Origin of the sequence: uncultured Nevskia sp. (assembly GCF_903885465.1) — a bacterium.
GTDB lineage: Bacteria > Pseudomonadota > Gammaproteobacteria > Nevskiales > Nevskiaceae > Nevskia.
In genome coordinates this window covers 15336-27145 of sequence record NZ_CAISIQ010000552.1, presented here as the reverse complement: position 1 = coordinate 27145, position 11810 = coordinate 15336, and the positions used below count along the sequence as shown (strand labels likewise).

8 protein-coding genes are annotated in these 11810 nt (G+C 65.1%); 5 read left to right on the top strand and 3 right to left on the bottom strand.

The window, feature by feature from the left end; all coding sequences use genetic code 11:
• Nucleotides 1–918 (top strand): efflux RND transporter permease subunit (locus QZY06_RS21440; protein ID WP_295688131.1); only part of this gene is annotated, 918 nt, incomplete at its 5' end.
• A gap of 131 nt (nt 919–1049) precedes the next feature.
• Here the strand turns inward: QZY06_RS21440 and rpsT are convergent.
• The gene (gene rpsT, locus QZY06_RS21435) at nt 1050–1313 is read right to left on the bottom strand and encodes a 30S ribosomal protein S20 (RefSeq protein ID WP_022975093.1); all 264 of its coding nucleotides are present in this window, start codon (nt 1311–1313) and stop codon (nt 1050–1052) included.
• A 177-nt stretch (nt 1314–1490) separates the two neighbouring features.
• Here rpsT and murJ point away from each other — a divergent pair, with 177 nt between their 5' ends.
• The 4 genes from murJ to lspA all read left to right on the top strand — a co-directional run bounded on the left by murJ (nt 1491) and on the right by lspA (nt 7412).
• Nucleotides 1491–3041, top strand: coding sequence for a murein biosynthesis integral membrane protein MurJ (gene murJ / locus QZY06_RS21430; RefSeq protein ID WP_295688129.1), 1551 nt, complete (start codon nt 1491–1493; stop codon nt 3039–3041).
• Nucleotides 3042–3083: 42 nt separating this feature from the next.
• Nucleotides 3084–4028 (top strand): bifunctional riboflavin kinase/FAD synthetase, encoded by a 945-nt coding sequence (locus QZY06_RS21425; RefSeq protein ID WP_295688128.1) that lies wholly within the window; start codon nt 3084–3086, stop codon nt 4026–4028.
• A gap of 80 nt (nt 4029–4108) precedes the next feature.
• Nucleotides 4109–6910, top strand: coding sequence for an isoleucine--tRNA ligase (gene ileS / locus QZY06_RS21420; protein WP_367275708.1), 2802 nt, complete (start codon nt 4109–4111; stop codon nt 6908–6910).
• Nucleotides 6903–7412, top strand: a complete 510-nt coding sequence (gene lspA / locus QZY06_RS21415) for a signal peptidase II (RefSeq protein ID WP_295688124.1) — start codon at nt 6903–6905, stop codon at nt 7410–7412. Before ileS ends, lspA begins: the two co-directional genes overlap by 8 nt.
• Before the next feature lie 7 nt (nt 7413–7419).
• Here the strand turns inward: lspA and QZY06_RS21410 are convergent, their stop codons facing one another.
• On the bottom strand, nt 7420–7926 hold the full coding sequence (locus QZY06_RS21410) for a type IV pilin protein (protein WP_295688121.1): 507 nt from the start codon (nt 7924–7926) through the stop codon (nt 7420–7422).
• A 37-nt stretch (nt 7927–7963) separates the two neighbouring features.
• Nucleotides 7964–11809, bottom strand: coding sequence for a hypothetical protein (locus QZY06_RS21405; RefSeq protein ID WP_295688119.1), 3846 nt, complete (start codon nt 11807–11809; stop codon nt 7964–7966).
• Nucleotide 11810 lies beyond the last annotated feature (1 nt).

The following is an 11810-nucleotide window of genomic DNA, read 5'->3' as shown; positions in this document are numbered from 1 at the left end:
ATCGTTCGCCTGCCGCGTGCCAGCCGCGAGATCGCCAGCGATCTCGGCAATCTGGCGCTGACCAGCACCCGGCTCAATGCCGATGGCACGCCGATGCTGGTGCCGCTGCGCCAGGTCGCCGATCTGGTGCCGACCACCAGCCCGCAGCAGATCAAGCGCCAGAACCTGCAGCGTCGGGTGTCGATCTATGCGAACGCCGAAGGCCGTCCGGCGGGCGATGTCGGCGAAGACGTCAAGAAGATCATCAACAACTGGCCGCTGCCGCCGGGTTATCGCTGGGATATCGGTGGCCAGCAGGCCGATCAGGACGAGTCCGGCAAGGCGGCGATGGCGGCCCTCGGGCTGGCGGTGATCTTCATTTACCTGATCCTGGCTTCGCAGTTCGGCAGCTTCCTGCAGCCGATCGCGATCATGGTGTCGCTGCCGTTGTCGCTGGCCGGCGTGTTCATCGCGCTGCTGGTCACCGGCACGACCTTGAACATGTTCTCGATCATCGGCTTCATCATGTTGATGGGCCTGGTGACCAAGAACGCGATCCTGCTGGTCGACTTCGCGAACCAGGGGTTGCGCGAGGGCAGGAGCCTGCGCGAAGCGTTGCTACTGGCCGGCCAGGTGCGTCTGCGGCCGATCATCATGACCACCTTGGCGATGATCTTCGGCATGCTGCCAATGGCGATCGGCGCTGGCGCTGGCGGCGAAACCAATGCGGCGATGGGCCGCGCTGTGATCGGCGGCGTGATCACCTCGAGCTTGCTGACCCTGGTCGTGGTGCCGGTGCTGTTCACCTATCTGCAGCGGATCGGCGAACGGGCGACGCGCTGGTTCGGCGCCCCGGAAGATGATGCTCATCCGCCGTCGAAATCGATCGGCGGTGGTGCACCGTTGCCGCAGCCGATGGCTCCGCGCCGGGACGACTGAGAGAAGTAGGGCGGCCCGCGGCCGTCTGACTGCTCGCCTCATCCGGTGTGCGGTACGGCGAGTACGGCCGGCCCTACGCTGAAACGAAAAACGCGACCCGAAGGTCGCGTTTTTTATGCTGCCGATGCGATTTAGGCGAGCGCCTGAATGTGCGCCAGCAAACGGCTCTTGTGGCGAGCAGCCTTGTTCTTGTGGATCAGGCCACGGTTCGCGTAACGATCGAGCACCGGTACCATCGCCGAGTAAGCGGTTTCCGCTTCGCTCTTGGTCTTCGCTTCGATGGCGACGACGACCTTCTTGATGGTGCTGCGGATCATCGAGCGCTGGCTGGCATTGCGCTCGCGGTTCTGTTCGGACTGGCGTGCGCGCTTGCGCGCCTGCGGGGTGTTGGCCAAGGTAAAGCTCCTGAAGCGGTTCGGTGTGACGGGAATTGCGACCTGTCGGCACCTGAAACGGCGACTGACAAAATCGAAGCGCGCTAGTATCTTCGCGGACCCGCTCCCTGTCAACGCACCCGTTCCGGGCGCAGCCTGACGCCAGAACGCTCTGCCAGTCCCGCCAACGCCTCCCGAATGTCCAGAAGCCTGCTCAAATCCAGCGGCGTCGTCAGCCTGCTGACCTTGCTGTCGCGCCTGCTCGGCTTCGTTCGCGAAATCATGCTGGCCACCGCTTTCGGTGCCGGTGCGGCGATGGACGCCTTCCTCGTCGCGTTGATGATCCCGAACTTCGGCCGGCGCATGTTCGCCGAGGGCGCGTTCAGCCAAGCCTTCGTACCGGTGTTCACCGAGGTCAAGACCACCGGCAGCCATGACGAGGCGCGCGACATGGTCGCTGTGGTCATGGGCACGCTCGGCGGTGTGCTGAGCCTCGTCACGGTGATCGGTTGCCTCGGTGCGCCGGTGCTGGTCTGGCTGTTCGCGTCCGGCTTCACCAAGGATCCGGCGCAGGCCGCGCTAGGCACCGAGTTGCTGCGCTGGACCTTCCCTTACCTGATGTTCATCTCGCTGACCTCGATGGCCGGCGGCGTGCTCAACGCCTACGGCAAGTTCGCGGTGCCGGCATTCACGCCGGTGATCCTCAACCTGTGCCTGATCGCCACCGCGTTCATCGATGCCAACTCGGTGCAGGTGCTGGCCTATGCGGTGTTCGTCGCCGGCGTCCTCCAGTTCCTGTTCCAGCTGCCGCTGATGGCGAAGCTGCGCCTGCTGCCGAAACCGCGCTGGGCCTGGGGCGATCTGCGCGTGAAGCGCATTCTCGGCCTGATGATTCCGGTGATGATCGGCTCCTCGGTGGCGCAGATTTCCCTGCTGCTGAACACCAATCTGTCGACCCATATCGGCAATGGTTCTGTCAGCTGGCTGTATTACGCGAACCGGCTGATGGAATTTCCGCTCGGCATCTTTTCGATTGCCGTCGGCACCGCGATCCTGCCGGCGCTGTCGGCCCAGCATGCGAAGAAAACCCCGGAAGCGTTCTCGGCGACCCTGGACTGGAGCCTGCGCGTGATCCTGCTGATCGGCCTGCCGGCCGCGTTCGGCATGATCCTGCTGGCCGGCCCGCTGGTGTCGACGGTCTACGGCCACGGCGCGTTCAGCGCCAACGACGTGCGCATGACTACCTATGCGCTCTGGGCCTACGGCGCCGGTTTCATGGGCTTCTCGTTCGTCAAAGTACTGGTGCCCGGCTTCTACGCGCGGCAGGAAACGCGGATACCGGTGCGCTACGCGATCATCAGCCTGGTGATCGGCATGGCCTTGAGCCTTGGCCTGTTCGCGGCCTCGAAGTTCTATGCGTTTGAAGCGGCTCATGTCGGTCTCGCCGCCTCGACCTCGCTGACCGCCTGCATCAACGGCGGCCTGCTGTTCTGGCGCTTGCGCCGCGACGGCATCTATCGGCCGGACAGCGGCTGGGGCCTGTTCTGGCTGCGCCTGATCATCGCCAACCTGCTGATGGGAGCGGTCGTGTTATGGCTGGCCGGCGATTTGTCGAGCTGGCTCGTGGCCGGCGAATGGGCGCGCGGCGGGCGGATGCTGCTGCTGGTTGCTGCGGCGATTGCGGTGTACTTCGGCGTGCTTGCGGCCAGCGGCCTGAGGGCGAGCCATTTCCGTACCGCCCGCCGCTGATGCGGCCTTTATAATCAGCGTTTTCCGAGCATCGATACGGCTATGGAGCTGATCCGCGGATTGCACAACTTCGCGCCGCGACATCGCGGCAGCGTGGTGTCGATCGGCAATTTCGACGGTCTGCATCGCGGCCACCAGGCCTTGATCGCCCGGCTGCGGACGCTGGCTGTCGAGCATCGGGTGCCGGTCACCGTGGTTTGCTTCGAGCCGATGCCGCGCGAGTTTTTCCAGGGCGCGTCGGCACCACCGCGCATCGCCGATCTGCGCGGCAAGCTGCGCGATCTCGCGATGTTCGGCGTCGAGCGCGTTGTGGTGCTGCCATTCGGCGCGCGGCTGGCGGCGATGTCCGCGCAAGCCTTCGTGCAGCAGGTGCTGGTCGATGGCCTTGGCGCGCGCGCGGTGATCGTCGGTGACGACTTCCGTTATGGGAGCAAGCGGGTCGGCGATCTGGCGCTGCTGAAAGCCATCGGCGAAGAAGAAGGCTTCAGCGCCGAAGGTCTCGGCACTGTCGAGCTGGAAGGCGAGCGCTGCAGCTCCACCGTGCTGCGCGCGGCCCTCGCCCAGCCCGATCTCGACAAGGTCGAGCGCCTGCTCGATCGCCGTTACCGCATCGTCGGCCGCGTGCGTCACGGCCTGAAGCTCGGCCGGCAGCTCGGCATGCCGACCGCCAATGTCCATCTGCGCCGGCCGCCGGCTTTGGCGCATGGCGTCTATGCCGTGCGGCTCGCCTGGCCCGGCGCTCCGGAAGGCTTGCCGGGAGTGGCCAGCCTCGGCGTGCGGCCGACCCTGGGCCTGACCGCCTGTCTGCTCGAAACCCATGTCTTCGACCTCAAGCCGGACTTGTACGGCCAGGAAGTGGTCGCCGAATTCCACAAGTTCCTGCGCCCGCAGCTGAAGTTCGACAATCTCGACACGCTTGCCGCCCAGATGCAGGCCGATGGTCTGGCGGCGCGCGCTCATTTTTCTAAAAACTTAATCCCCTCGTGAACGACTCCGTGCAAGACCCGGCCGATGCGCCGGCCATCGACTACAAGCAGACGCTGAATCTGCCGCAGACCGAGTTCCCGATGCAGGCCGGTCTCGCCGTGCGCGAGCCGAAGATGCTCGAGCAGTGGGAAGCCGAAGGCCTGTACGCGCAGATCGATGCCGCCACCGCCAGCCGGCCGGACTACTGGTTCGTCGACGGTCCGCCGTATGCGAATGGCGACATCCACATCGGCCACGCGGTCAACAAGGTGCTCAAGGACATGATCGTCAAGGCCGCGCGCCTCGACGGCTTCTACGCGCCGTTCACGCCGGGCTGGGATTGCCACGGCCTGCCGATCGACCTGCAGGTGGAAAAGAAGTTCGGCAAGGTCGGCGACAAGCTCAACGCCGCCGAATTCCGCGCCGAGTGCCGCAAGTACGCCAACGAACAGATCGCCCGCCAGCGAGTCGATTTCAAGCGCCTCGGCGTGCTTGCCGACTGGGAAAAACCCTATCTGACGATGCAGCCGAAGTTCGAGGCCGAGCAGCTGCGCGTGCTGTCGCGCATCGTCGCCAACGGCCACGTGACGCGCGGCTTCAAGCCGGTGCACTGGTGCCTGGATTGCGGCTCGTCGCTGGCCGAAGCGGAAGTCGAGTACCAGGACAAGACCAGCTTCGCGATCGATGTCGGTTTCACCTCGACCGACTCGAAGACGCTGGCTGCCGTGTTCGGCACAAGCGGCGGGGGGGGGGATGATGGGCCGATCAAGTTCCTGATCTGGACCACGACGCCTTGGACGATCCCGGCCAACAAGGCGATCTCGGTCAATGCCGAACTCGACTACTTGCTGGTCGAGATGGGCGAACACGGCCGCGTGATCGTTGCCGAAGGCCTGCTCGAAGTCTGTGCCAAGCGCTACGGCGTTGCGTCACCCAGCGTGCTGGGTCGCGTGAAGGGCGCGGCACTCGAACGCCAGACCTACGTGCATCCCTTCGATGCCGAAGCTGCTGCCAAGCCGATCCTCTGCGGCGATCACGTCACGCTCGATGCCGGTACTGGTCTCGTTCACACCGCACCGGCCCACGGCGTCGACGATTACAACATCGGCGTCGCCAACAACATCCCGGTCGAAAGTCCGCTGATGGGCACTGGCGTGTATGTCGCCGGCACGCCGGTTGTGGGCGGCCTGTACGTGCGCAAGGTCGATGAGCCGGTCATCAATGCGCTGCGTGAAGCTGCTGCCTTGATCCACGTCACCAAGTTCGATCACAGCTATCCGCATTGCTGGCGCCACAAGACGCCGCTGATCTTCCGCGCCACGCCGCAGTGGTTCATGTCGATGGATGGCAATGGTCTGCGCCAGCGGGCGCTGGCGGCGATCGGCAAGACCGAGTGGATTCCCGGCTGGGGCGAGGACCGCATCCGCGGCATGGTCGGCGAGCGTCCGGACTGGTGCATCTCGCGCCAGCGCACCTGGGGCGTGCCGATGGCGATCCTGGTCGACAAGCGCAATCAGACCCTGCACCCGGATTCCGCGGCGCTGCTCAAGCGCGTCGCCGACGCCGTCGAAGCGAACGGCCTCGAAGCCTGGTTCGGCTCCTCGGTCGGCGACTGGATCAGTAGCGATGCCGAGCATTACGAGAAGTGCCCTGACACGCTCGACGTCTGGTTTGATTCCGGCTCGGTGCATCAGTGCTCGTTCGTCTCGGTGCATCCGGACAAGCTCGATGCCGATGGCCTGGCGCCGCAGGCCGACATGTATCTCGAAGGCTCGGATCAGCATCGCGGCTGGTTCCAGTCGTCCCTGCTCACCTCGGTGGCGATGCGTTCACGCGCACCGTACAAGGCCGTGCTGACCCATGGCTTCACGGTCGACGAGAAGGGCAACAAGATGTCGAAGTCGCTCGGCAATGTTGTCGCCCCGCAGACAGTGACCAAGACGCTCGGTGCCGACGTGCTGCGCCTCTGGGTGTCGGCCAGCGATTATTCGGGCGAGATCGCGATCAGCGACAACCTGCTGAAGCGTATCGCCGACGCCTATCGGCGCATCCGCAATACCGTGCGCTACCTGCTGTCGAACCTGCACGGCTTCGATCCGGCACAGCACTTGGTTGCGCCGGATCGGATGCTGTCGATCGATCGCTGGGCGTTGTCCGAACTGGCGCGCACCCAGGACGAGATCAAGGCGGCGTACGCAGCCAAGCAGTTCCATCAGGTCTACCAGCTGCTGCACAACTACTGCGCGGTGGATCTCGGCAGCCTCTATCTCGACGTGCTGAAGGACCGGCTCTACACCTTGCCGGAAGCCAGTCCGGCACGGCGTTCGGCGCAGACCGTGCTGCTGCACATCGCCGAAGCGATGACCCGCTGGATCGCGCCGATCCTGTCGTTCACGGCCGATGAGATCTGGAAGCTGCTGCCGGGTGATCGTGCGCAGAGCGTGTTCATCCAGACCTGGTATTCGGTGCCGGTGGCGTCCAGCTATTCCGTGGCTGCTGACGACTGGGCGAGCTTGCTCGCCGCTCGCGAAGCCGTGAAGAAGGAACTGGAAACCTTGCGCGCTGCCGGCACCATCGGCTCTGCACTTGATGCCGACGTCGCGATCTACGCCGACGGTCCCGCGCTCGATGCGCTGGCCAAGCTGGGCGACGAACTGCGTTTCTGGTTCATCACCTCGGACGCGTCGGCGCAACCGCTGTCGCTGAAGCCGGCAACGGCCAGTGTCGCCAAGCTCGAGAACGGCCAGACGATCTGGATTGCGGCGACAGCGACCACGGCCGACAAGTGCGGCCGCTGCTGGCATCGCCGTCCCGATGTCGGCTCGCACGCCGCGCATCCGGCGCTGTGCGGACGCTGCATCGAAAACATCGATGGTATCGGCGAGGTTCGCCACCATGTCTGAGCCGCAGGTGAAGCCGGCCTTCGACAATCTGCGCCTGCTGTGGATCTCCGCCTTCGTCATTGCGGTGGATCAGATCAGCAAGTATTTCGTCGGTGAGGCGCTGGTGCTGTACGACTCCATTCCGGTGATCGAGCACTTCAATCTGGTGCGCCTGCACAACACCGGCGCGGCGTTCTCGATGATGAATCAGGCACCGGCGGCGATGTTCATCCTGCTCAGCGCGGCGGTCAGCATCGGCATCCTGTGGTGGATGCGAGTCAACCGTCACGGCCAGCTGCTGAACGCGCTGGCCTTCGTGTTCGTGCTTGGCGGCGCGCTCGGCAACGCCATTGATCGGGCCACGCGCGGTTACGTGCTCGACTTCATCCAGTTCTTCGTCGGCGACTGGCATTTCGCCGCGTTCAATGTCGCCGACATGGCGATCACGCTGGGCGCCGGGCTGATGATTCTCGATCTGCTGGTGCAGGCGCTGAGCCGGACCAAGCCCGACAAGCCGGCTTAGCTGAGGCTCACTTCGCCCAGCACTGCTTGTACATCTGATCGGCGTCGACCGGCGACGTCGCACCGCGCTGGCCGGTGGAATACAGGCACAGCGTGCCGCAGACGAAATCGCCGGCAACCTGCGAGTTCTGCGGTTCGGCGATCAGCACCCAGGAAAACCGGGTCGATGCCGTGGCATTGGTCGAGCAGCGCGAAAACGCACCGGTACCGACGCCCGCCAGGCTGACGCGATAGATGCTGGTGGTGGTGGTGCCGGTGTGCATCTCGCCGGACGAGTCGATGTACAGCGCATCGGCCGGATAACCAAGCAGACTCAGGCGCGAGGCGTAGGTCTTGCGGTCGCCGAACCAGGCTTCCTGCTGCTGCGAAATCTGACTCAGCACGGTCTTGGCAACCACCCGATTGGTGCGCACGGAATACTGCCGGAACGACGGCAGCGCCACCGTCGCCAGAATGGCGACGATGACCACGGCAACCATCAGCTCAATCAGCGAAAAGCCGCGCGTCTGCGACATGAGTGACCGGGGCCTGGGAATCACGGTTTAGAGGACGTCATTGTGCCACCGGACGCTCTTCGTCCTCACGGCGTTCGCGCCAGAATGTGCGATAGATCAGCGGAACGGTCGTACTGAGCGTCTCGGCGTTGATGATCGAGAGCTGTGGCGTCAGCGCTGTCGCTTCGCCAGCGATGCCCGGCGCCTTCGCCAGCGCACTGCGCGGGTAGCCGTCGCCATCGTTGATGAACTGCGTCACCGACGGCCGACCATCGATCAGGTTGATGCCGTACAACCGGCTGCTGCCTTCATTGGGGTTGCAGCTGGTGCCGCCGGCCGCAGGCGGCACGAAGGTCGAAAAGCTCACCGTGCTGCCGATGGTCAGTGGTGCCGAGATCGCTTTCTCGCCGCTGTTCGGCAGTTGCAGACGCCAGCCGTTGGCGGCATTCGCGCCGACGGTGCAAGCCGCGCTGCTGGCGGTGGCGCAAGCCGTGGTGATGTCGGTCAGATTGGTCGGCTTGATCAATCGAGCATCGGCTTCGCTGACGATCACGCCGTTGACACCGGTGGTATCGGTCAGCGACTTGCCGCTGATCGTGTCGCGGTCGCGGATCGTGTACAGCGCGTTGACGGTGCCGGTGTTGAACGGATCTTCGCGATCGCCGCTGCCGATCACCACCGCGTCGAAGCTGCCGCTGGCATCGCGGCCCGGCGCGTAGTCCGGTGCGTGGAAGAAGCGGCGATCGCTGGCATTGGTCAGATCCGCCACGGCGGTGCCGATCGGATGCGCGCGGCCGAGGCTGGCGATCGGGCCGATGGTCCAGGCGCTGCGATCGGTGCCGGGAAAATCGGCGCGCCAGACTCTGCCGCCGGTATCGCCGACGTAGAGACGATCGGTGATGCCGTCGCCATCGGTATCGAGGGCCGAGACATCGGACGCGATGCTGTCCTGCAACAGCGGATGACGGAAGGTCTTCGACGTCGAGTCGTAGGCGGTGATGCTGGTGCTGGCGCTGCGGTTGGCTTTCCAGATCAGCTCGCCGGTCACCGCATCGACGATGAACACGGCATTGCCGCTACTGTCGTCGACGCCGATCTGGGCGGTGACCACGGCATTGCGGCTGTTGTTCAGATCCTTGCCGCTGCGCACACCGCTGGCATTGACGCCGCCGTTGTAGCCGCCGCCGAACAGCAGCACCGGGCGAGTCACTTCGGTGCTGGCCGTGGTGCCGGTGCGATAGCGGATACGGCCGACGACGGGTGCGCCGAAAGTCATCGCCAGTTCGGCGAACTGCGCTGCCGAACCGCTGACCAGGCCGGGTGCCGACGCGGTGGCGCTGTACAGGCCGTCCGGGCCGATCCGCCACATCAGGCTCGGTGAATCCGGGTTGGTGATGTCGAGGCCGTAGTAGTAGCGGCCGCCGCGGCGCAGGCCGAAGAACGCGTAGGCGTGATCGTTGGCATTGCTGGCGTTGATGACGCCATCGCTCGGGCCGCCTTCGGTCAAGGTGCTGCTGGTGCCGCGATCGATGATCAGTACCGACGGCGCGCCGTCGACGCCATAGGGAAACTGCGGCGTGTACTGATCGTCGCGCAGGATCTTCAGGCTGGGCATCGTCGCGCGCGGCATGAACGCCCAGGTCTCCGCACCGCTCGGCGCTGCGACCGTGCCGTTGCGCACGGAATGCAGGAAGCCATCGCTGGAGCCGAACAGCACGCGAACATCCGGTGCGGCTGCGGTATAGCCGCTGCGGGCACCGTAGTTCACCGCCACCGGCCGTGAATGCATCACCGCGCCGAGCAGCCACGGACGGCCGGTGACGCCGGTCAAGCTGGCACCGGTGCCGATCGGACTTGCCGTGGTGCCGACATTGAAGCCGCGGGCATGCAGCAGCAGTCCGCGGCGCAGCGTTTCGTCCGCCGCCGTGGTGCCGGTGACGCCGAGGTCGACCTTCAGTGCATCGCGCACCGTCTGGCTGTCGGCATCGAGCGCGGCCAGCGACGGCACATTGCTGGCGCTGAGATCGTCGTAGAACAACTGGCGCCGACCATCGGCATTGATGCGGCCCGGATTGCCGCCGCCGCCGAACTGGTAGCCGGGGATGTTCTGGCCGGCGCCGCCGAGCTGGGTGTTGCGGCCGTCGGCGCTGGCGGTGCCAAGCTGGCTGCCGTTGGTCCAGACGGTCAGTGCGCTGCTGAGGATGCGGCCATCGCTGGCGATTGCCGCGGTACCGCTGGCATCGCGGAAGGCCAGCACGCCGGCGCTGTTCTTCGCGTACTGCAGGCGTTTGACGTTGCCGGTCCAGCCGGGCTTCTGGCTGGCTTTCGGCTGGAACTGGGCGAAGAAGCTCGGTTCGAGCAAGCCGTTGGCCGAGGTCCGGCTGGTGGCGACCACGGCCGAAACCAGCGAAGCGTCGACGACTAGGGTCGGCTTGAGCAGCGAAGCGAAGGTCTGGCCGAGCCCGAGCAGCCCGAGGCTGTTGGCATAGCCCAGCACCGTGGCGCCGGCATTGGCGAGCGCCGCCGTGCTGGTCAGCAGGTTCTGGATCAGGAAGAACGAATTCAGATTGATGTCGTTGTTGTTTATGTCCTTGAACGAGTTCGGGCTCGTGGTCAGGCGCACGACGTCGCCGAGCGTGATCGACCCGCTGGCCGGAAGGCCGGGCAGATAGGCGCGCAGGGTCGCGTCGGACTCGCCATCGCGGATGTTGTTGGTCAGCATCACGTTGAGCACGTTCGCGGTTCGGCATTCCAGCGCCGGCTTCACGTAGTTGCCGTCGGCCCCTTCGATGGTGGTGTCGCGGGTCAGCAGGGCAGTGAGTCCGTCCCAACGAGCCAGTGGGGCGTTGTAGACATCCTTGCCGCCGAGGTAATGCATCAGCTCGGCATAGGCCTCCTTGCCCTGGTACGGCGGCAGCAGCTGGGTCGGCGTGGTTACGGCCGTGCTCAGGATCGCAGTGACCGAGTTCAGCAGGTTGGTCGGATTCAGGGTGTTGGTCAGCAAGCTGCCGACCTTATTCAGCAAGGTGGTGATCGAGCCCTGATTCACCAGCGGCGTGAAGCCGACCAGCATGTAGGCGCCGTTGCTGCAGCCGGCCGTGGTTCGGCGCACGCCGGGAATCGTCGCAACTTCGGCGAAGCTGCAGGTACTGCCTGGCGAGCCGGTGGCATTGCTGCGATCGGCATGCGACACCATGACCGCGACGTTGGTGTTGATCAGATTGTTGAGGATCGCTTCGAGCAGCGAAATCAGGTTGACCTGCCCGGCGCTCAGGATGCCGCTGAACGTGGTGTTGAGCAGGCCGATGACCGCTCCCGGAAGCTGGCCTACCACCGTCGTCAGCAGCGGGCTGAGCAGGCCCGTGACCAGTTGTCCGACGAAGCCGCTCAGCAGCGGATTGAGAATGGCGCTGAGTGCCGGAAGGCTGAGCAGGAAATTGAGGGTGCCGCAGGTCAGTGTGGAGACGCCGCCGAGTAGCAACTGAAGCACGAGGCCGACCACCGGCAGGGCAACCACAGGTGAGGCGATGCCGAGAATGCCGTAGAGATTGCACAGCGCCTGAGCGCGGGTGGCGTCGGTAGTCCCGGTGCCGAGCAGCAGCGTGCTGAGGAACTGGCTGGGATTGCTGGTGATGCCGGCCAGCAGATCGCTCAGGACCACGCTGCTGGAGATGTTGAGGCAGAGCTGCGGCGCATCCGGATTGTTCGGATTGCTGGTCTGGGTCAGCACGCTGTTGCAGATGCCGAGCAGGTTCAGATCGAGCACGATCACCGTGTACGGCGGCTGCAGCGTGTTGGCGAGCGGGTTGTTGTAAATGTCGATGTCGTCGGCGCGCGAGGGCAGGCCGGCGCAGAGCATCATCAGAGTCACCAGGAACGCCGGGAACCAGCGCCCGGGCTTCATG

Coding starts and splice junctions, on each gene's coding strand:
- murJ (WP_295688129.1), top strand. CDS start 1,491: ATGTCCAGAAGCCTGCTCAAATCCAGCGGCGTCGTCAGCCTGCTGACC.
- QZY06_RS21425 (WP_295688128.1), top strand. CDS start 3,084: ATGGAGCTGATCCGCGGATTGCACAACTTCGCGCCGCGACATCGCGGC.
- ileS (WP_367275708.1), top strand. CDS start 4,109: ATGCAGGCCGGTCTCGCCGTGCGCGAGCCGAAGATGCTCGAGCAGTGG.
- lspA (WP_295688124.1), top strand. CDS start 6,903: ATGTCTGAGCCGCAGGTGAAGCCGGCCTTCGACAATCTGCGCCTGCTG.
- QZY06_RS21410 (WP_295688121.1), bottom strand. CDS start 7,926: ATGTCGCAGACGCGCGGCTTTTCGCTGATTGAGCTGATGGTTGCCGTG.
- QZY06_RS21405 (WP_295688119.1), bottom strand. CDS start 11,809: ATGAAGCCCGGGCGCTGGTTCCCGGCGTTCCTGGTGACTCTGATGATG.